The sequence below is a fragment of the Micromonospora sp. NPDC005553 genome, assembly GCF_042871765.1.
In the GTDB taxonomy this organism is placed as follows: Bacteria; Actinomycetota; Actinomycetes; order Mycobacteriales; family Micromonosporaceae; genus Micromonospora.
In genome coordinates this window covers 513,248-536,257 of record NZ_JBIAJD010000005.1, presented here as the reverse complement: position 1 = coordinate 536,257, position 23,010 = coordinate 513,248, and the positions used below count along the sequence as shown (strand labels likewise).

The 23,010-nt window shown below is 70.9% G+C and carries 18 protein-coding genes; 9 read left to right on the top strand and 9 right to left on the bottom strand.

Annotated features, from left to right (window positions below; translation table 11 throughout):
• Nucleotides 1-200: 200 nt before the first annotated feature.
• From ACFYPG_RS23290 to ACFYPG_RS23280, 3 genes are all read right to left on the bottom strand, one after another.
• The gene (locus tag ACFYPG_RS23290; protein WP_387353846.1) at nt 201-1,061 is read right to left on the bottom strand and encodes an oxygenase MpaB family protein; all 861 of its coding nucleotides are present in this window, start codon (nt 1,059-1,061) and stop codon (nt 201-203) included.
• Nucleotides 1,058-1,738 (bottom strand): haloacid dehalogenase-like hydrolase, encoded by a 681-nt coding sequence (locus ACFYPG_RS23285; protein WP_387353845.1) that lies wholly within the window; start codon nt 1,736-1,738, stop codon nt 1,058-1,060. Before ACFYPG_RS23285 ends, ACFYPG_RS23290 begins: the two co-directional genes overlap by 4 nt.
• Before the next feature lie 89 nt (nt 1,739-1,827).
• Complete coding sequence (locus ACFYPG_RS23280) at nt 1,828-5,910, bottom strand: tetratricopeptide repeat protein (RefSeq protein ID WP_387353844.1); 4,083 nt, start codon at nt 5,908-5,910, stop codon at nt 1,828-1,830.
• 75 nt (nt 5,911-5,985) lie between these two features.
• Here ACFYPG_RS23280 and ACFYPG_RS23275 point away from each other — a divergent pair, with 75 nt between their 5' ends.
• Both ACFYPG_RS23275 and ACFYPG_RS23270 read left to right on the top strand, forming a co-directional pair.
• Nucleotides 5,986-6,147 carry a hypothetical protein gene (locus ACFYPG_RS23275; protein WP_387353843.1) on the top strand — a complete coding sequence of 54 codons (162 nt, stop codon included), beginning with the start codon at nt 5,986-5,988 and terminating at the stop codon, nt 6,145-6,147.
• Nucleotides 6,144-6,782, top strand: coding sequence for a hypothetical protein (locus ACFYPG_RS23270; protein WP_387353842.1), 639 nt, complete (start codon nt 6,144-6,146; stop codon nt 6,780-6,782). Before ACFYPG_RS23275 ends, ACFYPG_RS23270 begins: the two co-directional genes overlap by 4 nt.
• Before the next feature lie 51 nt (nt 6,783-6,833).
• On the opposite strand, the gene ACFYPG_RS23265 is transcribed toward ACFYPG_RS23270, so the two are convergent.
• Nucleotides 6,834-7,880, bottom strand: coding sequence for an SMP-30/gluconolactonase/LRE family protein (locus ACFYPG_RS23265; RefSeq protein WP_355008561.1), 1,047 nt, complete (start codon nt 7,878-7,880; stop codon nt 6,834-6,836).
• A 283-nt stretch (nt 7,881-8,163) separates the two neighbouring features.
• Here ACFYPG_RS23265 and ACFYPG_RS23260 point away from each other — a divergent pair, with 283 nt between their 5' ends.
• The 4 genes from ACFYPG_RS23260 (at nt 8,164) to ACFYPG_RS23245 (ending at nt 11,755) form a co-directional block, all read left to right on the top strand.
• A complete protein-coding gene (locus ACFYPG_RS23260) occupies nt 8,164-9,342 on the top strand; it encodes a MalY/PatB family protein (RefSeq protein WP_387353841.1) in 1,179 nt (392 codons plus the stop codon).
• 235 nt (nt 9,343-9,577) lie between these two features.
• Nucleotides 9,578-10,093: a SigE family RNA polymerase sigma factor gene (locus ACFYPG_RS23255; protein WP_355008563.1), complete on the top strand. Its 516-nt coding sequence runs from the start codon at nt 9,578-9,580 to the stop codon at nt 10,091-10,093.
• On the top strand, nt 10,090-11,259 hold the full coding sequence (locus ACFYPG_RS23250) for a hypothetical protein (protein ID WP_387353840.1): 1,170 nt from the start codon (nt 10,090-10,092) through the stop codon (nt 11,257-11,259). The genes ACFYPG_RS23255 and ACFYPG_RS23250 overlap by 4 nt, the downstream gene beginning before the upstream one ends.
• A 112-nt stretch (nt 11,260-11,371) precedes the next feature.
• Nucleotides 11,372-11,755: a hypothetical protein gene (locus ACFYPG_RS23245; protein WP_355008640.1), complete on the top strand. Its 384-nt coding sequence runs from the start codon at nt 11,372-11,374 to the stop codon at nt 11,753-11,755.
• A 15-nt stretch (nt 11,756-11,770) separates the two neighbouring features.
• On the opposite strand, the gene ACFYPG_RS23240 is transcribed toward ACFYPG_RS23245, so the two are convergent.
• Nucleotides 11,771-12,166: a hypothetical protein gene (locus ACFYPG_RS23240; RefSeq protein ID WP_355008565.1), complete on the bottom strand. Its 396-nt coding sequence runs from the start codon at nt 12,164-12,166 to the stop codon at nt 11,771-11,773.
• A gap of 125 nt (nt 12,167-12,291) precedes the next feature.
• On the opposite strand from ACFYPG_RS23240, the gene ACFYPG_RS23235 reads away from it, so the two are divergent.
• Nucleotides 12,292-12,522 (top strand): hypothetical protein, encoded by a 231-nt coding sequence (locus ACFYPG_RS23235; protein ID WP_355008566.1) that lies wholly within the window; start codon nt 12,292-12,294, stop codon nt 12,520-12,522.
• A gap of 7 nt (nt 12,523-12,529) precedes the next feature.
• On the opposite strand, the gene ACFYPG_RS23230 is transcribed toward ACFYPG_RS23235, so the two are convergent.
• Both ACFYPG_RS23230 and ACFYPG_RS23225 read right to left on the bottom strand, forming a co-directional pair.
• The gene (locus ACFYPG_RS23230; protein ID WP_387353839.1) at nt 12,530-13,405 is read right to left on the bottom strand and encodes an alpha/beta fold hydrolase; all 876 of its coding nucleotides are present in this window, start codon (nt 13,403-13,405) and stop codon (nt 12,530-12,532) included.
• Between the two features lie 106 nt (nt 13,406-13,511).
• Complete coding sequence (locus tag ACFYPG_RS23225) at nt 13,512-13,856, bottom strand: DUF1330 domain-containing protein (protein WP_387353838.1); 345 nt, start codon at nt 13,854-13,856, stop codon at nt 13,512-13,514.
• A gap of 122 nt (nt 13,857-13,978) precedes the next feature.
• On the opposite strand from ACFYPG_RS23225, the gene ACFYPG_RS23220 reads away from it, so the two are divergent.
• Entirely contained in the window at nt 13,979-14,821 is an 843-nt protein-coding gene (locus tag ACFYPG_RS23220) for a helix-turn-helix transcriptional regulator (protein WP_355008569.1), read from the top strand.
• Here the strand turns inward: ACFYPG_RS23220 and ACFYPG_RS23215 are convergent.
• On the bottom strand, nt 14,776-15,798 hold the full coding sequence (locus ACFYPG_RS23215; protein ID WP_355008570.1) for a hypothetical protein: 1,023 nt from the start codon (nt 15,796-15,798) through the stop codon (nt 14,776-14,778). The genes ACFYPG_RS23220 and ACFYPG_RS23215 overlap by 46 nt on opposite strands.
• Nucleotides 15,799-16,301: 503 nt before the next feature.
• Here ACFYPG_RS23215 and ACFYPG_RS23210 point away from each other — a divergent pair.
• Entirely contained in the window at nt 16,302-19,301 is a 3,000-nt protein-coding gene (locus ACFYPG_RS23210) for a glycoside hydrolase N-terminal domain-containing protein (protein ID WP_387353837.1), read from the top strand.
• Nucleotides 19,302-19,411: 110 nt separating this feature from the next.
• Here the strand turns inward: ACFYPG_RS23210 and ACFYPG_RS23205 are convergent, their stop codons facing one another.
• On the bottom strand, nt 19,412-22,873 hold the full coding sequence (locus ACFYPG_RS23205; RefSeq protein ID WP_387353836.1) for an alpha-glucuronidase family glycosyl hydrolase: 3,462 nt from the start codon (nt 22,871-22,873) through the stop codon (nt 19,412-19,414).
• Nucleotides 22,874-23,010: the final 137 nt, after the last annotated feature.

Sequence of the window (23,010 nt, the reverse complement as noted above, 5' to 3'; positions counted from 1 at the left end):
CGGTTTTTCGTAGGGCGAGGGCACTGGGTTCGTGCCACGACCACCGTGGGGTGCCGGCTGGTTGGCCGGAAGGTCATTGGGGGTCGGACAAACAACGTCGGACAACTCTCGGCCTGCGGAGTCGCCTACCGCTGACCCGAATACGGTCGCGGGATGAGGCTGGAGTGCTGCTCGGCCACCGACGCCGGCACTACGACGTGCTACTCGCGCACGCGGTCCTGGTGGGGGCCGAGCCGGCTGATCTCGTACCCGTCGGGGTAGCTCTTGGTTCTGATCCCGTCGGCGAACAACGCGGTCGCCGGTGGTGCCCCGAACCACCGCTGCGACAGCGAGCGCGTCCGCAGGGCGAGGTGCACACCCGCCCGGACCGGCCAGGTCGGCGTGTCGACCCGTGTCGCGCGCCGCAGCGGCGCGTCATAAAGGGCGCTGACCAGCGCGTTTCCCAGTGGGGCGAGCGTCCGGGGGATCCGGTTGAGCATCAGCATGCGGGTGGCGCGTTCGATGGCCGCCGCGTCGTCGTTCGGTTGCAGGTGAGCTGCGTCGTACGCGTCGAACCAGGTCTCGAACTCGCCGTACGACCCCGGGATGTCGGTGATGCCCATCCGTCGACCGAGTTCCCGGTAGAACAGGTACGTGGCGTGACGTTCGTGGCAGCAGGGTGGGCGCCAGCCGTACTCCTGCAACCACCGGGTGGGGATCACGACCAGGCAGCCGAGGACGTAGCGGAAGTCGTCGTTGCTGATGTCGTACGGGCGGTGGATCTGGTTGACGCGCCGCAACGCCTCGCGGCCCCGAGGCTGGTCGAAGCCGTTGAGCACCATCTCGTACATCAGCAGACCGGTGTCGTCGATGCGCTTCTGGGTGCGTTCGGTCAGCTCCCCGGTGGCGGTGTGCACGGCCGCGATGGCGGGGATGGAGAACGACCGGTTGAAGGCGAGGTTGAGCCCGAGCTTCATGTCCCACGGAAACTCGTAGCGCAGCATCGTCTGGTAGATGGCCAGGTGGTCGCGCTCCGGGTCGAGAGCACGGATGCGGGTCAGGTTGTCGTAGCGGCCTCTCATCGGCGGGCGTCTCCAGCGGTGTGAGGTGGGTGCCCTGGGCCCCGGCCACCCAACCAGGTGACAGTCGTCAGCCGGGCGCCGAGGAGCCGCCGCGCCCGGGCGACCTCACGCGTTGTCGCGTTGACCAGCACTGGCTGCTCGGCGGCGTCGAGGATGGGCAGATCCGACAGGGAGTCGCTGTAGGCCACCCGCCACGGTGGCGTCACCCCCTGGCCGGCGAGCTGCGCCATCTTGGTCGCCCCGTGGTTGTGCACTATCAGTTTCGGCCCGCGAATGCGCGAGGCCACGAGCTCGACCTCGGTGAGGCCGATCGCGTCGAGCACGGCGCGCGCCAGGGTGTGCTCGCACGCGGTCACCACGATGACCCGGTCGCCGTCGGCGAGGTGGCTACGGATCATCCGCAGGCCGGGCTCGATCATCCGCCCGGGTTCCGCACCGAGGTTCGTACCGAAGCGTTCCAGCTCTGCCCGCAACTCGTCCGCGTTCCGGCCCACCAGGCCGATCCGGCTGACCCACCGCGCCGCCCACGGACGGAGGGCGGGAAGAGCGGCGACGGGCGCGAGGACGACGAGCGCGGCGACGGCGAGCGGCAGCCGGGCACCCGCGAAAGCAGTGCGTCGCAGGAACAGCCCGAATGCGTCCCCGCGCAGCAGCACACCGTCGAAATCGAAGATCACGGTGCCTGCGGTCGACGCCCCCATCGGTCTATCGACCTCGGTGCAGCGGGCGGTTCGCCATCAGCCGAGTGTACGGGTGGCCCGGTGGGTCAGGTTGGCTCGTCCGCGGTCGGTAGCACCGCGATCAGGTCGAGCACCTCGGCGGCGCTGGCCGCGCCGAAGGCGTCGGTGAGGATGGCCGCGAACACCTCGTCGCCGAGCCTGGCCCGCAGTTCGCGCAGCGCGTTGAGGTCGAGCGCCGCGTTCGCCGACCCGATCTGCCGGTCGATGCTCAGCGCCTCGACGATCAGCGGGACGCCCTCCGCCGGGTGGCCCTGCTCGACGCGCAACTGCCCGAGCGCCACCTGGTCCAGTGCCACCGCCTCCCAGTTGCCCTGCTCGCGGTCGATCCGCAGGCAGGTCCGGTAGCACCGCTCGGCCAGGGCCCGGTCGCCGCGCAGGCCGGCCACCCTGCCGAGGTGGAAGGTGCTGTTGGAGACGCCCGACAGGTTCCCGAGCCGTTTCTTGATCGCGATGGAGCGACGGTAGAACCCGTCCGCGCCGGCGAGATCCTCCTGCTCCTCGCAGACCCGGCCGAGCTGGTGCAGGACGATGGCCTGGTTGGGCTCGTGGCGCAGCACGCGGTAGACCTGCAACGCCTGCTCGTAGCGGGACCGCGCCTCGGTCAGCCGGCGGGTCTCCAGGGCTGCCCGACCGAGGTCCTCGTGGCACTTGGCGACCCCCGCCTGGTAGCCGGCGGCGGCGCAGATCGGCAACGCCCGCAGCAGGCACATCCGGGCGGTACCGAACTCACCGGCCTGGGCGGCGGCGATGGCGCGCAGGACGTAGCCACTGCCCAGCGGCGTCGGGTGCGAAGCGTCGAACCGGAACCGCAGGTACGCCTCGACCCACTCGGCCCGCTGCGCCGCCTGCCTCCGGTCGAGGTGCCGGGACAGCAGGGCGGAGAAGGCGTGCGCGCCCAGTTCCAGGCGCTGCACGGCCAGCCATTCCAGGGCCGCCTGGAGCGGCGGCTGGTCGTCCCCGCCGATCGCGTTCACTGTGTGCGGCACCGCCTCGGCAGCCCGGCCGAGGACGGTTCGGACGCCGCCGAGCAGTTCGTCGCAGCGGCGCAGCAGCGGGTCCTCGCCGAGGGCCGCGACGATCGTCCGGGCGCGGGCGTAGCAGCTCTCGGCGAACTCGAGGTCGTCGAGGTCGCGGGCGAGGTGACCGAGCAACAGCGAGCACTCCGCGATGTGACCGTTGCTGCCGACCTCCTCGAAGATCTCCAAGGCGGCGCGGACCCGCTCCTCGGCGGTCTCGTACGCGAACTGGGCGAGTGCGATGCGTCCGAGCATCACCAGCCCGCTGCCCTGCTGGACCCGGACGCCCAACCGTCCGTAGCTGGTGATCGCCACCTGGACGCACCGCTCCGCCTTCACGAAGTCCCGGGCCTCGAAGGCGAGTACGCCGATCTGGTGGTGGCTCGCCGCGATCCCCTCCAGGTCGTCGAGGTCCCGGGCGATCGCCAGCTCCTCCAGGTAACGCGACATGGCCAGTTCGGCGTCGCCGTTGCCGCGGGCGATCCCGGCGAGCTGGTGCAGGGTCCGGGAGACCGCCGAGCGGTCGCCGAGCCCGCTCAGGATCGTCAACGCCTCCTGGAACAGCCGGTCCGCGCTCGCCCAGTCGCCCCGGTTGTCGGCGACCAGGCCCAACTGGTGCAGGAGCTTGCCGACCCCGCTGTCGTCGCCGAGATCCCGGTAGACGGCAAGCGCCGCCTCGTAACGCTGCGTCGCCTGCGCGTACTCACCCCGGCTGAGGTGCACGTCGCCGAGTCCCTTGAGGAAGCTCGCGAAACGCGCCGAGCCCGGGGATGCCAGCGGCAGCAGCTCCCGCCAGATCTTCTCCTCCCAGGCCCAGTGCCCGGCCGCGTGCAACTCCTGGCAGGCCAGCTCGGAGTAGGTGACGACCTCGTCGGTGTCACCCGCCGCCAGGTGGTGGTACCGCGCCTCGACGGCCCGGCGGATGAAGTCGTGCTGGTCGGTGCTGGACCGGGCCCGCCAGCCCCAGTAACGGCCCGCACGGCGGTGCGCGTCGACCACCGCGTCGCGGCCGGCGATCCGCTGCAGGCTCGCCGCCGTCCACCGGTGCACCAGGTGGCCCCCGGTGACCGGGGCGAGCAGCCCCAGCTGCGACAGCGTCTCGACCGCCTCGTCCAGCCCCGCCGGTTCCGGTGGTGGGTCGTCGCCGTCGGCAGGGTCGGCGAGCTGCCAGGCGAGCCCGGTCCGGTCCGCCGGAGTGCGGTACACCGCCGCGCCGAGCAGCAACCGACGGGCCGCCGGGACGGCCTCCAGGCGGGCGAGCAGCCGGGGCAGCAGCACATCCTCGGCGGCCAGCGCCCCGGCCTCCGCCAGCGGCGTGCCGACCTCGGCCGGCGCGGCGTCCCGGCCACCGCCGTCCGCGGCCAGTCGGCCGGCGACCTCGTCGGATCGGGCGTTGCCGCCGCGCAGCAGGCTGTCGAGGTATTCCAGCGCGCGCGGGTGGCCACCCAGCCGGTGCCACATCCGTTGCTGTTCCGCCGACGCCAGCTGGCCCACGCCCGGCAGCCGCCAGAGCAGCTTGCGGGTCTCCTGCCAGGAGAGCGGACCGAGGTGACAGGCTTCCAGACCGGCGACCGCGAACGGGTGCCGGCTGGTCACGACCAGCTCGTGGTGGGACGCCCAGGCGGCGAGGAACGCGGCCAGGTCCGCGTCGGCCAACCGGTGCTCGGCGTCCAGGGCGTCCTCGGCGTTGTCGAGGACGAGCAGCAGCGGCGGGCCGCCGGCGCCGATCGCGTCCAACCGTCGCCGCCAGTCCTGGCCCGGCTGGGCGAGGGCGACGAGCCATCGCCGCAGCGGGTCGTCAGGGGCCGCTTCGGCGCAGCGGCTCTCCACCTGGCGGCGCAGCTCGTCGAGGATCGCGTCGACGGTGGCGTCGCCGTGGGTCGCCACGACGATGCCACCCGCGTCGCGGAACCGCCGCGCGAGTTCCGCGGCGAGACTCGTCTTGCCGATCCCACCGATGCCGTGGACGAGCACCCGAAGCTTTCCCCGGGACAGCCGACGCAGGATCTCCCGGCGGCCCACGAAGTCAGTGGGCGCACGCACCACGCCGTCCCCGACGATCGACTGAACGGGCGGCGCGGCAATGGCAGCGCCGTCCCGTCCGCCGGCCAGCCGCAGCCCGGGGTCGGCCAGGAACAGCGTCGGCATCCACCACTCGGCGGCGGTCGGGGCCAGCTCGCGGCGTACGGCGGAGACCTCTGCCAGCAGCTCCGGCTCGCTGCGGGCGGCAAACCGCTCGTAGAGCCGAGCGCAGAAGTCGATGGTGTACCCGTCGCTGACCGTCCCGTTCATCGCCAACACCGCCGGCGCGCCGTGGGTCAGCAGCGCGCCGGCCAGCCCGGGCAGTTCCCGTTGATCCTGACGGGCTGTCGAGCAGCCGGCCAGCACGATCAACGGCACGGTCCGGCCGGGCGGCAGCACCTCGGCCAGGAACCGCGCGGCGTCCACACGGTCCTCCGCGCCGGTGGGGGTCTCCAGCAGCAGCGCGCCGGGACGCGCGTGGCTGGAGACGTGCAGGACGTGGAACGGTTCCTCGGCGAGGGCGGCCCGGATCGCGGCGGCGCTGCCCCACTCCAGGACGCGGACCCGCACCCCGTGCCGATGCCCGGGTTCCACAGCGCCGAGGATCCGCCCGAGTTCCCGCTCGTGGTCCAGCAGCGGCTGGGTCGAGTCGTCCGGGCTCGCGATCGCCGCGAGCATCCGCAGTGGGCCGTCCACCCGGACCGTGGGTGCCGGTGTGTCCTCGCCGGTCCGGCAGACGTCGACGTCGGGTCGCAGCGCCAACGGCAGTTCCTCGCCGGGCAGCACCAGCGTCTCCCAGGGCAGGTCGGCCAGGGCCGGGTCGACGACCTCGATGCCGAGCCGGTGCCGGCCGGGGCGGGCCAGTTCAGCGCGCAGGGCCGGGCCGGGGGCGTCGAGGAAACGGCGGCCGAGCGCGGCGCCGACCTCGTACGACAGCTCCACCGAGGGGCCGCCGCGCAGCCGCCAGAGCAGGTCGGCCGTACGTTGATCGCCTGGGCCCACCGGGTACCGGCGTCGGTCGCCCTGAACGCCCATGACCACGTCGGTCCCGCTGACTGTCAACCGGATCACGAACGGCCCCCCTGCGGTCGCCCGGCGGACGACCCGATGCCGGGATGGATTGCCGGGCTGACCGATACTGTATCCATGGCTGACGATCCTGAGGAGCTCGCGCAAGTCAACGCCGTGCGGATCAACGACAGCGGCGAGCTGGAGTTCTTCGACGGGCAGCGCTGGGTGCCGTACACCGATCTGCCCGACGACGAGAACGGCCCGTTGGGTGTCGTCTTCCGCGACGACAGTCGATGACCGGGGAGTCGCCGACGAGCGGCGCGGGGTTGGACGTGCTGCCGTCCCCGTTGGACTCGGTCGCGGACAGTCGGGCGGCGGCGCGGTGGATCATCTCCTCGGCTGGCGCGGTGGGCGCGCTGCTGCTCGGTGGCGGCCCGCTGATCGCCGCCGGCAAGGTCACCGACTGGGCTCACGCGGCGTGGGCGGGCGGCGGCCTGCTGGTGACGCTGCTCGGCGTGGCCTGGGCGATCTGGCGGACCAGCGAGGTGCTCGTCCCGCCGATGACCACGCCGACGACGCTCACCGGGCCCGAGCTGCGCGGCCTGCGCGAGCGGCTGGAGGCCGAGCCCTGGTACCACTTCGGCGGGTACGCGGACGACGTCGACGGTCTGCTGCGTCATCGCCGGATCGCCGCGGAGATAACCCGCCGCCTGTCGACGGCTGCCCCGCAGGAGCGGGCCGCCCTCCGGGCGGGGCTCGCCACCGCTCGCCGCAACATCGCCCGGACCGACCCGTACCTGCGCTGGCTGCTCGCCACGGCGCACGCCTGGCAGGTCAGGGAGGCGTTGCGCCGGGCCCGTCGGCAGACGTTCCTGGCCGCCGCGCTCGTGGTGGTCGGGGCGGTGGTGTTCATCGCCGCGACCGCCGGATAGCGCGCCGCCTCGTCGGGCCACGACGAGAGCGGCGCGCCGCTCAACCGTTGGTCAGTACGGATATCCGGGGACGTTGAGCCGCACGCTGTACAGCCCGGAGTCACCCCAGCGGCCCGACGTGACGAAGAGGGTCTGCCGGTCGGGGCCGCCGAACGCCACATTGGTCGTGCCGGAGTTGCCGGACCGGATCGTGCCGAGCTCGGTGCCCGCGGGGGAGTAGACGTGGACCAGGGAGTCTCCGCCCGAGGTCCAGTACACGTTGCCGGCGCAGTCGATCGTGCCGCCGTCCGGGCCGCCGATGTAGTTCACGAAGACGCTGCGGGCCCCGATGCTGCCGTCGGGCTGGACCGCGTACTTGTAGATCTTGTTCTCCGAGTAGGCGCCCACGTACAACGCCGTCCCGTCCGGTGAGAGCGAAATGCCGTTGGGTTGGCGCAACCGGTCGTCGACCAGCGACACCTGCCCGTTGGAGACGCGGAAGACGCTGGTGCGCCCGCTCATCTGGTCGGGGCGGTTGCCGCGCTGGAAGTTGGGGTCGGTGAAGTAGACGACGCCGTCGGAACGGACCGCGACGTCGTTAGGCGAGTTGAACGCCCGGCCCTGGTAGTTGGGCGCGACGGTGCTGCGGGCCCGGTCGCTCAGCCGGTACGCCGACACGCTCCGCTGGTCGTGGGTGGCCGCGACGAGCTGCTGGGCGTCGGCGCTGAGCGCCAGGCCGTTGCTGCCGGCGTTGGTGATGAACGTGTCGAAGGTGGCGGGTGCGGTGAACCGGCGGATCGTCGACGGCTGGACGTTGTACGGCCCGGTGCCGGCGGTCATGTCGGAGAACAGCAGGTAGCCGCCGTCGGCGACCCAGACCGGCCCTTCGAGGAACGTGAACCCGCCCTGGATTCGCGGGGCCGTCACGGTGCTGGCGGGCAGCGGCGGGCCGTAACTGGCCCCCGTCGGGCAGGCTCCGGGCGGTGCGCCGGGCGGACCGGCGAGCGCGGCGTGAGCGCTGACGTGGGCAGCGGCGACGGCAGCACCGGCGGGCAGGGGGGTGGCGCTGACCGCCAGGCACAGGCCGGCCAGTGCGGCAATGGTTGGACGCCAGGTCATCGAACACTCCAATCGGCGTCGAGGGTTGCGATGGCCGGCGTGCAAGGTCGGTGGCTGGCACGGCGTGAGGGCGGGCCGTCGGTGTGGGCATTCGGGAGCCTAGGTGATGAACTCGCAACTCGCAGCAATCTTTCGGCGTTGATTCCGAGCGGCACGAGGATCGCAAACACAAAGACGCTGGTCAATGCCAAATCGGTCTCCGGAAATCCTTCCGAAACAACCACAGTGGACACATCATCGGCGACCCGGAGCGTCGGTCGGAGGCAAGGAATAGGGTGGGGACATGAGTGGTCTGCTCAGTGGTGCCCGAACCTCGGTCAATCCCCTCCGCCAGCTCACGATCGAGCAGCTTCGGCAGCGGACGAGCCTCAAGTGGCGGGAGTACCCCGACGACGTGCTGCCGCTCTGGGTGGCCGAGATGGACGTGCCCCTGGCCGAGCCGGTCGCACGGGCAATCACCGACGCCGTCGCGCGCGGCGACACCGGCTACCCCGCCGGAACGGCGTACCCGCAGGCGGTGGCCGAGTTCGCCGCGCGGCGGTGGGGTTGGGACGGGCTGGCCGTGGAGCGCACCGCGCTGGTGCCCGACGTCATGCACGGCGTCGTCGAGGCGCTGCGACTGGTCACCGAGCCGGGGGACGCGGTGATCGTCAACTGCCCGGTCTACCCGCCGTTCTACGAGTCCGTGGCGCACGCCGGCCGCCGGATCGTGGAGGCTCCGCTCGGCGAGGACCTGCGGATCGACCTCGCAGCCCTGGAGGAGGCGTTCCGGCGGACTCGCGCCGGTGGACGGCCGGCCGCGTACCTGCTCTGCAGCCCGCACAACCCGACCGGTGTCGTGCACAGCGCGGCCGAGTTGACCGCCATCGCCGGACTGGCCCAACGGCACGGGGTGCGGGTGGTCGCCGACGAGATCCACGCTCCGGTGGTGGCCGGGGGAGCGCGATTCGTGCCGTACCTCTCGGTGCAGGGCGCGGAGAACGGCCTGTCGCTGGTGTCCGCCTCCAAGGGGTGGAACCTCGCCGGCCTGCGCGGCGGGCTCCTGGTCGCCGGCCCGGCCGCGGCCGGTGACCTCGCTCGCGTCCCGTTCGGGGTCAGCGTCAGCACCAGCCACCTCGGCGTGATCGCCCACACCGCTGCCTTCCGCGACGGTGGCGAGTGGCTCGACGCCCTGTTGACCGGTCTGGACGACAACCGCCGGCTCCTGGCCGCGCAGCTCGCCGAGCACCTGCCGGCCGTCCGTTACCAGCCCGGTCAGGCCACCTGTCTGGCCTGGCTGGACTGCCGCGCCCTGGGCCTCGGCGACGACCCGGCCGCCGTGTTCCTCGATCGTGGCCGGGTGGCGCTGAACTCCGGACTGGCCTTCGGCACCGGCGGTGCCGGGCATGTCCGACTGAACCTGGCCACCGCACCGGAACTCATCATCGAGGCGGTACACCGGATGACCAGCGCCATCGGCTGAGACCGGCACTGGTGTCGGTCGGTGGTTCCACGGTGTGCCCGTGAACGCCGTCCAGACGAACCGGTTGGCGACCGAGGCGCGCAGGCTCGAAGCCGCGCTGGCTCGCTGACCCGTCCGGGTGTGGCCGGGCCGGGTCCCCGGCCCGGCCGAGCGGTAGAGCCTCCGAGCGTTCTTCGACGGGGACGCAACCTCATGACCGTCCGGTCCCGTCGAGCATGCGGAGGAGGGAGCCTCGATGGTGGAAGCCGAGGGTGAGTTCGTGGAGTACGTCTCCGCGCGACTGCCGAGCCTGCATCGGACCGCGTTCCTGATGTGCGGCGACGCCCATCTGGCCGACGACGTGGTGCAGCAGACGGTCACGGCGCTCTATGTGAACTGGCGCCGGGTCAGCCGGGCCGACAACGTCGACGCGTACGTACACCGGATGCTGGTGCACAAGCTCGTCGATGAGAAGCGGTTGAGCTGGGCGAAGGTTCGCCTGCTGGGGTCGGTTCCGGAGCCGGAGCGCTCGCCGGTGACCCCGCACGACGACCTGGCCGAGCGGGACAGCCTGCTCGCCGCGCTCGCCCGCCTCCCGCGCGGCCAGCGCACCGTGCTGGTCCTGCGGTTCCTGTGCGACCTGTCATTGACCGACACGGCCGCCGCGATGGGCTGCTCGGAAGGCAACGTGAAGTCGCAGACGGCTCGGGCGTTGGCGGCCGTCCGCCAGGTGCTCGACGTGACCGAGATGTCAGTGAGGAGTCCGAGATGACCACCGTGGACGAGCAGCGGATCGCCGAGCTGCTGCGGGCGGCGCCGGTGCCCGAGCCTCGGGTCGACCTGAGCCGGGCGGTCCGCGACGGTCGGCGGCGCCGACGGCGTCGCCGAGTCGGCGGGATCGCCGCGCTGACGGTGCTGGCCGGGGTCGGTGTCGTGGGTGCCGTCCAGGCCGGTGCGACCACCGGCCCGCCGGCTCCGACCCCGCCCGCGCTCGCGGTGACGCCGGAGAACACCGGGTCGAACGCCCCGCGCCCGCCGGTCACCTGCCAGGCGTCGTGGTTGCCGCAGCCGGTCAAGGGTTCGGTCGCGGTGGCCAACAGCGTCGATCCCACCGGACGGCACATCGTCGGCGACATCGGCACCGGGCAGGAGGACGGACGGGTCGTGCTGTGGACCGACGGCCGTCCGGTCGTCCTGCCGGCGACCGCGCGGCACGCGGCCGCGGTCAACACCCGTGGCTATGTGGTGGGCACCAACGGAGACGGCACGGGCTGGCTGTACCGGGACGGGAAGCTGCGTTTCCTGGCCACGCCGCCCGGCTACGACGCGGTGCTCGTGCACGCCGTCAACGGTCGGGGCGACATCGTCGGCACCGCCCGCAGGTCCGACGACTCGTACCAGGCTGTGCTGTGGTCGACGGACCACCCCCAGAAGCACCGGCTGGTCGGCCAGCCGGGGTCCTCCGCGACCGGGATCACCGAGGACGGCACGATCGTCGGCACCGTCGACGATCGGCCCTACCGGTGGACGCCGCAGGGCGTCGGGGCGACGTTGGCGGTGCCCGACGGTTATCCGCGTGCGTCGGTCGAGTCGGCGCAGGGCGAATGGGCGATCGGCATGGTTCCCGGCGACCAACGCAGCGGCGCCGTGCAGATGCTGCCGGTGCGGTGGAACCTCGCCACCGGGGCGGTGAGCCTGTTGCCCTTCCCAGGGGCGAGTGGCATCGCCGGCAGCGGTGAGGTGCTGGTCGCCGACGGTGCGCCGCTGCTCGTGGCGCCGGACGGCACCTCCCGCCGGTTGCCGGGTCGACCGGAGGTCCGGGCGACCGAGGCGGGCACGTACACGGCCGAGGGGATCAGCGGCGACGGTCTGACGGTGGTCGGGGCCGTCTACGAGAACGAGGCGTATCGGCCGCTGGTGTGGCGGTGCACACGCTGAGGGTTGAGCGGCTCAGCCTTGGGGGCGTGCCGTCCGGACCGTTTCAACCGACCGGTTCCGTGGGTACGCTCCCACCGGCTGATCACCCGATCGACGGAGACTTCCCGTGATTATGGCTCTGCTGCTCGACCTCGCCAACATCGTCGGTGGCTTCCTGCTCGCCGTGGCGGTGCTGCGGCTGCTGCCGCGGGTCGGCGACGACCTGGGCCGCCTCGCCGGTCGGGCCGCCCCGATCGCGTGGGTGGTCGGCCTCGTGGCGTTGGTGACCGGCGGTTACTACCTGATCGTCCACCTGGTGTCCGGGCCCCGGGTGTTCCACTTCGAGGTGGTGGGGATCGGTGTGGGGCTCGCCCTGCTGTGGGGCCGGTTGACCGGGCGGTCGACGCCGCGCGACGAGCGGTCGGACGGTGCCACCGGCGTCCGGCTGTTGCTCGCGATCTTCGGCCTCATCGCGATCGTCGTCGGCGTACAGGGGCTCTTCACCCCGGACGGCTGACAGCGGGTCACCGGGTCACGTGGTGGACGGTCGCGGCGCCCAGATGCCCGCGGCGCTGGCGATCAGGAGTATCACCGCTGGTAGGAACGCGACACCGATGCCCAGCCCGAGCAGCAGACCCCATCCGGTGAGCACCAGTGCGGCCACCAGGTCGGCGACGATGGTCAGCCGCCCGGTCTGCTGCGCGAGGACGGGCAGCAACGCCGCGACAACGGGAACGCCGAGCAGATAGCCGGCCGCCGCGCCCGAGTCGTCCACGGTGAAGGGCACCAGCACGGCGGCCACCAGCACAGTGATCGCCAGGGCCGACCATCTGAGCACCGAGCGGGTGTTGGCCGGCTTACGGATGAGGATCACGAGACCGACGAGCAGGACACCCACGAGTGCGCCGACGGTCGCCAGACCAGTCATAAATGCCCTCCTCGACTGCAGCGGGTGGCGTTTAATCGAAGACGGCGGATCGTCGCCCCCGCGTCTCACGATACGGCTGGTCGGCCAGCCGCACGAGATTCAGCGTCGAGCAAGGAGGTCCCGGCGTGCCTCTCCTGCGAATCCACCTCGGCACCGACCGGGGGACCGCCCGCCGGGTGCTGCAACTGCACCAGCAGGGCAAAGCCCATCACGAGTCGCGGGAGGCGGCCCGGGAACAGGTGTGGCGTCAGGGCCGCACCCCGTGCGGTGATCCGGTCTTCGTCGGGGTCACCAACGGCCGCCGCGATGTGCAGCTGCTCTACGACGTCGAGGTCTACTCCGAGGCGACCGGTTGAGCAGAGGTCAGCCGCCGTCCAGCACCTCTCGCAGACGCTCGGCGAACTCCTCCGGCTTGCCCGCGTAGCCGAACTCGCCGCCGAGGAACCCGCCGTGGTGGCTCGGGAACACCACGGCCTCCTGGCCGAGCAGCGCCGCGAGGCCCAGGGCGGTGCGAGCGGTGTACGTTCCGGCCGACTCCTCACCGACAGCGACCACGATCCGGGTGGGCGCGGCGGTGAGCACAGTCGCGTCGGGACGGTAGTCGGTGATCGCCCACGAGTTCTGCGACAGCAGCGGATCGTCGCGGCGGCCGTCGTCGTCGTCGGTCATGCCGAACATCGCCGGGTCGGGAGCGGGCTGGGCGAAGTAGGCGTCGGTGAACTCGCCCTGCCAGGACGTCATGGCGATGAACGCGGCCATTCCCGCGCCCGGGCCCTTCGCCTGGTACGCCTCGTAGAAGTCGGCTCGGGCGCGCTCGGCGGCCGTGACGTCGGGGAGCACGGCGTTGATCGGCGGTTCGTGCGCAACCAGGGTGGCGATGTCGTCGGGGTGGGTGGCGACCAGTTCGAGTGCGGTCACCGCGCCGCCGCTGCTGGCGAACACGTCGACCGGACCGACCTCGAGTTCCTGAAGGAGCGCGTGCAGGTCGGCGGCCTGCTGCTGCGGCGTGTGGTCGGAGCGACCGTCCGTGCGGACGCTGCGGCCCAGACCACGCGGGTCGTAGGTGAGGACCGTGCGGTCCGTGAAGTGCGGGGCGAGCGCGGTGAAGCCCTCGGCCGCCATCGGCTGGCCGATCAGGAGCAGCGCGCGATGGGCGCCGGTGGGAGGTAGGGGGCCGCGGACGTCGTAGACCAGGTCGACGCCGGGAATGGCCAGGGTGTGCGTCTGGATGTCCTGCATTCGATGAGACTACGGACGGCTGACCTGTGTCGGGGTGCCTCGCGGGCGGCGAGCCGTCGGGTTCTTCGGGACGGCGCTCGCGCGCCGGCGGCGCGATGGTCGGGTGCTACCGATCGCTGGCGCGGCGGATGGCCGCGGCCATCCGCGAGGAGTCGTGGCCCGGCTCGACTCCGTCGACGAGAATCACCTCGCCGGTGAGGTGCCTCGTCCGCAGGGGCTTGATCTCCTGATAGGCGCTGGACCGGTACCAGGAGCGGGCCTGGCTCAGGTCGGGAAACTCGATGACGACCACGTCGCCGGGCCAGTCGCCCTCCAGGACGTCGACGGTGCCGCCGTGGACGATGAACCGGCCCGCGAAAGGCGCGAGGGTGGCGTCGATCCGCTCAAGGTACGTCAGCACCTCGGCGTGGACGGGTGCCTTACGGAGGTGTGCGAGCGCGTACGCGGTCATGGTTGTCCGTCCTTCGCGTTGTGTTTCCTGAGGTGGGAAGTGATTTTTCCCGGTGTCGTGGTGGGCTGTCGATTACCTCGCGGGTAATGGCACGGCCGTCGGTGCGGAATTACTGTCGGTGAGTGACGATCTCGACCCGGCACGGGCGACCAGTGGGGGAGCTGCTGCGCGACTGGCGCCGGACTCGCGGAATGAGCCAGCTCGACCTGTCGATCGAGGCGGGAGTGTCGGCCCGGCACCTGAGCTTCGTCGAGACCGGGCGGTCCCGGCCGAGTCCCGACCTCATCCTGCGGCTGGCCGAACACCTGGAGATGCCGCTGGCCGAGCGCAACACGATGCTGCTGGCCGGCGGCTACGCGCCTGCCTTCCCGCGCCACGAACTGGGCGACCCCGAGCTGACACCGGTCCGGGCTGCCATACGGCGGATCCTCGATGGTCACAGCCCGTACCCTGCGCTGCTCGTCGACCAGCACTGGCACCTCGTCGACGCCAACCCCGCCGTCGCCCTGTTCACCATGGACGCGCAGCCCCACCTGCTCACTCCACCGATCAACGTGCTGCGCCTCAGCCTGCACCCCGACGGTCTGGCACCGCGCATCGTCAACCTGCCCGAGTGGCGTGCCCACCTGCTGAAACGGCTGCACCAGCAGGCGGCGACAACCAACGACCCGATCCTGTACGACCTGCACGAGGAGCTTCGCGGCTATCCCGGTGGCGACGTCGAGACGACACCGCCAGGCGATGCCCTCTCACGTGTTCTCGTCCCGCTGCGCTACCGGCACGGTGACCAGGAGTTGTCCTTCGTCAGCACCACGACCCTCTTCGGTACGCCGCGGGAGGTCACAGTCGCCGGGTTGGCCGTCGAGGCGTTCTTTCCCGCTGACTCGGCGACCACGCAGACCCTCCGGGCCCGTGCTGATCATGACTCGGCTGCCCGTCCCCCTGCGGGAGCCGGCGGCGGCTGACGGAGCGCGTCGTCGATGATGCCGGGCATCCGCCGGGCCACTCCGGCGAGGAGATCCGCTACCTGCACGCGTGGATCGTCGCGGGAGTCGACCATCACCAGCCCCGCCAGGGGCGACACCCCGTTCGGCAACGCCCCGGCCCGGTCGGCGCCGGGGGCCGACGCGTAGCCGTTGGCCAACACCCGCTGGAGGCGGGTCAGGCGGTCGGCCGTCAGGGCGCTCTGCTCGTCGTGGGTCACCAGCACCTGCCGCTGGCCGCCGCTCCAGGACAGGACCGTCTCCGCCAGCGCCGGAAGCAGCGGTTCCAGTGGGGGAGGGACCGTGCGGTCGTCGACGTCGAGCCTGGCCACCACGGCCCGCACGTGGTTCGGGCTGAGTCCGTCGAGGACGGCGTCGGCCACCGTGCCGAGGCCGTGTCGCCGCAGCGCGTCCCGGGCCTGGAAGAACCGCTGCATGGTCTGGTCGACCGGGAGTCGCCGCTTCATCCGGACCAGATCGACGAACGCCGACAGGAAGGTGCCCCAGTCACCTCCGGTCGCGCGTCCGGCCTCGTGCAGGGCGAGAGCCGCCGGATGGTGCTCGCGAGCCAGGTGGGTGCCCGCCGCGTACGACGGCTCGGTCAGCAGGAAGTCCACAATTCGGGTGACGAGGAAGAACTCCTTGTCGATGAGGTGGACGTGCGCGCGGCCGGCGAGCGCCGCCAGAAACCACTCCAGTGCCTCCTGCGCACCCGAACCGCGCAGGAACCGACCGGACTTGAGCTCGTGCGGCGAGAACCGGAACCCGGACCGCAGGGCGGTGATGAGCGCGACCGCCTCGTCGACGGCCAGGTCGACGCTCGCGTGCGTGATCACCGGGGCGGTCGAGTGCAGCAGGTTCGTACCCGAGAATCCCGACTCGTCGCAGGCGATCTCCACGACGGCCCCGACCACCACCGCGCTGCCGGGCGGTAGTCCACCTTGAAGAGGCGATCTCACCCCCGAGCTCCCGCCATGCCGCCCATGGTCACCCGTGCGCCGGCAGAGAACAACCCGATTGCGTACGGGAGCCTCAGTCCGCGATCCGTGCTCTCGGACCCACCGGGGTTGCGCTGCCACTTGAAGGCGCACGTCGGATCTTGTGTAACGGCTGGCTCGACTGCCCGCCTGCGTACATCCGATGTATGTCCATCGGGGTGAGTGCTCGTCGGCGTGATTCTGGCGGATCGCTGCGCGGTGCCGAGTCTGCGTGACGCTGCCCATCTGCCCGTGCATCTTGCTGACCGGCCAGATGGTCACCGTATCGATCGATCGATCGACCGTTGCCTATTCTGTGCCCCCGGAGTAACCTTCCCGAAACACATCAGATGTCTGGCGCGCCAAGGCCCGGCGTCGGCCTGCTCAGGCAGGGTCCCGGTTGGCCCCACCAAGCGGATCCCCATGTCGAGTCCCATAGTTGTCACGCTTCGGGGTGGCCGGACTGGCCACCGTTTGGAGGATCGATGTCAGACCTGACCCGACGGCAGGCCCTCAAGGTCGGCGCAGCCGGCGCGGGCGGTGCTCTCCTGCCCGTGCCCTGGACCGCGGTGGCCAAGGCCGACGCGGCGGCCCCGCCGCAGGTGTTGGCCGCCGGGGACCTCGCCCTCTGGTATGACGAAGGGGCCGGCACCGACTGGCTGCGGGCGCTGCCGATCGGCAACGGCCGGCTCGGCGCGATGGTCTTCGGCAACGTCGACACCGAGCGGCTTCAGCTCAACGAGGACACCGTCTGGGCCGGTGGGCCGCACGATCCCAGCAACACCCGAGGCGCGGCGGCGCTGCCGGAGATCCGGCGGCTGGTCAACGCGAACCAGTGGACCCAGGCCCAGGATCTGATCAACCAGACCATGATGGGCAACCCCGGTGGTCAGCTCGCCTACCAGACCGTCGGCAACCTCCGGCTCGCGTTCGGTTCCGCCAGCGGAGCGTCACAGTACGACCGGACGCTCGACCTCACCACCGCCACCGTGACGACGTCGTACGTGCTCAACGGCGTTCGCCACCAACGGGAGGTGTTCGCGAGCGCGCCGGATCAGGTCATCGCCATGCGACTGACCGCCGACCGGACCGGCTCGATCAGCTTCACCGCCACCTTCGACAGCCCGCAGCGGACGTCGGTGTCCAGCCCCGACGGCACCACCATCGGCCTCGACGGCGTCTCCGGAAACATGGAGGGCGTCACCGGCCAGGTCCGCTTCCTCGCCCTCGCCAACGCGACGATCAGCGGCGGCAGTGTGTCCAGTTCCGGTGGCACCCTGCGGGTGACGAACGCCAACAGCGTGGTCCTGCTGATCTCCATCGGCTCCAGCTACGTCAACTACCGCAACGTCGGCGGCGACTACCAGGGCATCGCCCGGCAGCGGCTCACCAGCGCGCGGGCCAGCAGCTACGACCAGTTGCGCAGCCGGCACGTGGCCGACTACCAGGCTCTGTTCAACCGGGTCAGCCTGGATCTGGGCCGCACGTCCGCGGCCGACCAGACGACGGACGTCCGGATCGCCCAGCACAACAGCGTCAACGACCCGCAGTTCTCGGCGCTGCTGTTCCAGTTCGGCAGGTACCTGCTGATCTCGTCCTCGCGGCCCGGCACCCAACCGGCAAACCTCCAGGGCATCTGGAACGACTCGCTGACCCCATCCTGGGACTCGAAGTACACGATCAACGCCAACCTGCCGATGAACTACTGGCCGGCCAACACCACGAACCTGGCCGAGTGCCACAACCCGGTCTTCGACATGGTCAGAGATCTCGCCGTCGCCGGAGCACGGACCGCCCAGGTGCAGTACGGGGCCGGCGGCTGGGTCACCCACCACAACACGGACGCGTGGCGGGCCACCGCGGTGGTCGACGGCGCGTTCTGGGGCATGTGGCAGACCGGCGGCGCCTGGCTGTCCACGTTGATCTGGGACCACTACCTGTTCAACGGCGACATCGAGTTCCTGCGGACGAACTACCCGGCCATGAAGGGCGCCGCGCAGTTCTTCCTCAACACCCTGGTGACCGAGCCGACCCTCGGTTACCTGGTGACGAACCCCTCGAACTCACCAGAGCTGAGTCACCACTCGAACGCCAGCGTCTGCGCCGGCCCCACCATGGACAACCAGATCCTGCGGGACCTGTTCGACGGCGTCGCCCGGGCGAGCGAGATCCTCGACGTGGACAGCACCTTCCGGGCCCAGGTGCGTGCCACCCGGGACCGGCTCCCCCCGATGAAGGTCGGCTCGCGCGGCAACATCATGGAGTGGCTCTACGACTGGGTGGAGACCGAGCCCAACCATCGGCACATCTCGCACCTGTACGGGCTGGCCCCCAGCAACCAGATCACCAAGCGCGGCACCCCACAGCTGTTCGAGGCGGCCCGGCGGACCCTGGCGCTGCGCGGTGACGACGGCACCGGTTGGTCCCTGGCCTGGAAAATCAACTTCTGGGCGCGGATGGAGGAGGGCAAGCGGGCCCACGACCTGATCCGCTACCTCGCCACCACCGCGCGACTCGCGCCCAACATGTTCGACCTGCACCCGCCGTTCCAGATCGACGGCAACTTCGGCGCCACCGCCGGCATCGCCGAGATGCTGTTGCAGAGCCACACCGGCGAGCTGCACGTCCTGCCCGCGCTGCCGCCGGCCTGGCCGAGCGGGCGGGTGACCGGCCTGCGCGGTCGGGGTGGGCACACGGTCGGCATCACCTGGGCGAGCGGCCTGGCCACCGAGATCCTCGTCCGACCGGACCGGGCCGGCACCGTCCGCCTGCGCTCCCGGATCCTGACCGGCACCGTCACCGTGGTCGACACCGCCGACGGTACGGCGGCGCGGACCACCCGGATCGAGTCCGACCTGATCGAGGTCACCGTGCAGGCCGGGCGTACCTACCGGGTCACCAGTTCCGGTGGCACCACCTCTCCGACGTTGGAGCAGAGCTTCAGCAACGTCGGCATCACCAGCGACAGCAACACCAACGTCGGGAACTTCGACGGCGGTGGGGCCTCGCTCTCCGCGCAGGCCCTCGCGCAGGCTGGTGCGAGCGCGGGCGGCACGGTGAGCCGCAACGGGGTCAACTTCCGCTGGCCCAACGTCAGCTCCGGGGCCGCCGACAACGCCATCGCCTCGGGTCAGACCATCGGCGTGACCGGCACCGGCAGCACGCTCGGCTTCCTGCTGACCGGCACCTACGGAGCGGTGTCGGGGACCGGCACTGTGGTCTACGCCGACGGCACCCGCCAGACGTTCACGTTGAGCTCGCCGGACTGGTACGGCGGGCCGCACTCCGGGGGCACCGCGGCCATCGTGTCCGCGTACCAGAACCGGCCCAACAACGGCCGTCAGAACACCGCCGCGTGCGTCTACTACGTCGGTGTGGCGTTGCAGAGCAAGGCAGTGGCCTCGGTCGTGTTGCCGAACATCAGCGCCCGTCCCGCGACGAACGTGCCGACCATGCACATCTTCGCCATCGCGATCGGGGGCTGACGGCAACGAATCCTGCTCGGGGGAGCACGACCGGGCCCGTCCCACCTGGGGACGGGCCCGGTCGCGATCGGCGGTCGGCGGTCGGCGCTGACCGTCGGTTACCCCCTCGTCTAGCGGATGCGCTCCCCGCGGCTCCCGATCCGGAAGTAGTCGAAGGCGACGTCGAGGTCGGTGGAGGTGCCGGCCCGGTTGAAGGCCGACAGCCCGGCCCTCGTCACCTCGGCGTTCAGCGTCTGGGTGCCGATGTAGCGGTAGACGCTTCCGTCGGTGGAGTAGTAGGCGCGGTAGCTGGCCCCGACCTTGGTCAGTCGCAGCCAGACGGCGCCGTCGGCCCCGACGATGCGCTGGGCATCGGCTCCGGTGATCTCCAGGGTGGACGCCGTGCCGTTCTGTTCGCGCAGGAAGACGATCCGGGTCTTGTTGACGGCGGCTGTCGCGTTCCCCATCTCCCAGGCGAGCTTCACGTAGTTGTTGTCGTCGGCGTACCCGAGAACACCGCCCTGCTCGTTGTTGGCGGCGAGTGGGCGGGAGAAGACGACCCTGGACTCGGCGGTCCAGTCACCGTCGACGTTCTGGAGGGCCAGGTTCCTCGCGGTGTTCACAGTGCCCTGGAGGTCGCCCTGTTGCGCGGTGATGACCAGGGACCCGTCGGCGACACGCCTGCTGCGCTCGTCCGGCCGGACCCACTGCCACTGCGGGCCGAGCTGGGCCGAGTCGAACTCGTCGCTGCCGGCGATCGTGGTGTTCAGGTCCACCGTGTAGACCGACGAGGCTCCGCCGTTGGTGACGGTGACCCGGGCCTGCCCGGTGGGGCTGGTCGCCTGCTCGACAGCGACCGTGGCGGCGGGGTCGGCGGCGCTGGCGGTGACCGTCGGCGCGGTGGTGCTGCCGGCCGGCGTGAGGGCGTTGTAGCGCAGCACCGTCGGCGCGAGGGACGCCAGACGCCTGCCGTCGACGCGCAGGGCCTTCAGCGTCGTGTCGGGCACCAGGTTGAAGACGTAGTTCTTCACCAGGGGGCCGAAGAAGCTCTCCGTCGTGACCTTGACGACCGCCTGACCGGGTACGTCGGCCGCCTGGGAGATGACCTCGTAGCGGGCCTTCCGGTCGGCCGTCCGCACCTTCGTGATGGTCGGCGACGCACCGGCCGGCAGCGGGATGGTGTACGAGGTGTCCGACAGGTTGAAGCCGCCGAACCTCTTTCCGTTGACGACGATCGTCGCCGACAGTGGCGCGTCGTCGACCGGGATGTCCCGTCCGGTGAACTCCTTCCAGTAGTTCACCGAGGTGTCGCGCCAGTCGGCGGCGTCCGCCTCGTGCACCGCCAGCTTGGCGCGTACCTCGGCGAACCGGCGTGCGTCGATGTCGGGTTGCAGCGCGTCCCAGGTCTCCCGCATCCAGGTCACGTACTGCACACCCATCTGGTAGCGGTAGACCAACTCGTCCCAGAACGTCCGGCCGCTGTCCATCCGATGGCCCCACGGCACGTGGTGGAACCACATCAGCAGGTTCTCCGGGACCGAGTTGATGTTCCCGTAGCGCTGCTGCAACCGGGGGAAGTACTGGGCGGCCAGGTTACTGCCGGTGGGGGAGCGGTCGAAGCCCAGACCGACGCTGTCGGCCTTGTTGTAGTAGATCGGGCTCCAGTCGTCGCGGCCCGCCCAGTCGGCGGGGTCGGGGCGGTAGTGGGCGCCCTCGGCGAACTGGTGGCCGATGCCCAGCGGGGTCTGGTAGCTGACCAGCGACTCCCACGAGCCCATCATCATGCGATGGATGGTGTCGAGGACACGCCGGTCGTTGCTCCAGGTCATCCGCGTCCAGTCGGTCGCGATGTCCGCCGAGTCGAGCGTCCAGTCCCATGCCTGACGTCCGAAGGCGAAGAGGTTCGCCTGGGCGAAGTGGTGCCCGGTCAGGTTGTCCGCGTTGCCGAGGTTGGCGACACCCACGATGGCGGTGTCCGGGTGGTGCTGGGCGGTCCCGTCGACGATGTTGCCGACCAGGCGCTTCTTGAGCAGCTTCCCGTTCGCGTCGGTCGCGTACGTGTCGGTCTTGAGGATCTCCTCGTACATCGGGCCGAGGTAGGCCAGCATCCAGTTCTGGCCGGTGTACTCCTGCGTGATCTGGAGTTCGAGGGCCTGGTTGGTGTTCTCCATCCGGCCGAACATCGGGTGGACGGGCTCCCGGGCCTGGAAGTCCAGTGGTCCGTTCTTGGTCTGGAGGAACACGTTGTCGGCGAAGCGTCCCCGGCTGCCGTCCGGCTGGACCTCGTCGTCGATCGGCCCGAACTCCAGGTAGGCCCGCTTGAGCCGGTCGTTGTCGACCTCGGCGTTGTAGACGAACGTCCGCCAGTGCACTGTCATGCCGAGCGGCGCGACCGCGGCGGCGATGGCATTGGCGCCGTCACCGTGGTCGTACCCGAAGTCCTGTGGCCCCGGCTGGCCCTCGGAGTTGGCCTTGACGGTGAGGCCCATGAAGTCCGGGATCGCGGCCTGGATCTGCTGGGCCCGGCGGTGCCACCATCCCCGGAAGTCCGCGCCGTACGGATCGAGTTGACTGTTGGTCAGGGTGTCCGGCGCGAACCGGCTGTCGGTCGGTGCGGTGTAGCGGATCGACAGGCCCAACCTGATGCCGTACGGACGCAGCGCGTCGGCGAGGGCCGCCTCCTGCGCGATGCGGGTACTCGTCAGGTACGCGTTGTCGGCGTTGACGTTGTTGATGGTGATGCCGTTGATGCCCAGGGACGCCAACGCGCGGGCCATGACGAGGTAGCGGTCGAGAATGACGGGCAGGTTCCGGCCGGCGCTGGCACCGGTCGCGGCGAAGTTGAAGATCGCCCCGCTCTCCCCGTTCAGCCCGCCCAGCCCGGAGGCGTTGTTGCCCGCGTAGAGACGCTCGGTCTCCCAGTTGTTCAGCAACCGATGCTTGATCTTGGGTGACTCCGCGACGCGGAGGTGGTCGATGGGTTTCCGGGTCTGTAGCAACCGGAGGAAGGCGAAGGTGCCGTACAGCGCACCGAGGTCGGTGTTGCCGGCGATGACGGTGAAGTGTGCGCCGCCCCTCGACACCGACCGGACGAGGTAGCCCTCGTCGCCCACCTTGGCCAGGTCGCGGGTCGCGATGGTGCGGCCCACCAGCGGCGAACTCATGGGCGTGCCCACCACGACCGCGCCGTCCGGGACCGTGCCGCCGTCGACCGTCGCGACGGGCGTCGGCTGACCGAGCAGCCCGCCCAGACCGCGGACCAGTTCGTCCCGGGCGGCGCCCAGCGTGGTCTCGGCGAGCTTCTCGCTCGAATCGGGGGCCATGGCGAGGTCCGTCGTGTGCCGGTGGACCTTCGTGGCGTCGGCATTCTCGACCACGATCGCCGTGGCCGCGCGGAGGTAGTCACTGCGCAGCTTCGCGTCGTCGACCGGTACGTAGCGCAGCCACAGGTCGGAGCCGTTGTAGTCGTCCGGCGACGGGGCCGCGGCGACCGGCGTGGTGGTGGCGACCGTGAGGGTGGCCGCGACGGTGGCCAGTGCCGTGCCCAGCACGATGAGGGTCCGTCGTAGCCTGGGCGTCGAGCCTCGGATCATCGCCGTCTCCTCGTTCGTCCACTCGTCGTCGTGCGCCCGGCGCGGGAGCACGACGACGTCGACAGATGGGTGCGCGTCGATGGTGCTCGGTGGGGCCGTGCCTCGGCAACGAGTTGTCGTTTCTTGTCGCGGCCCGT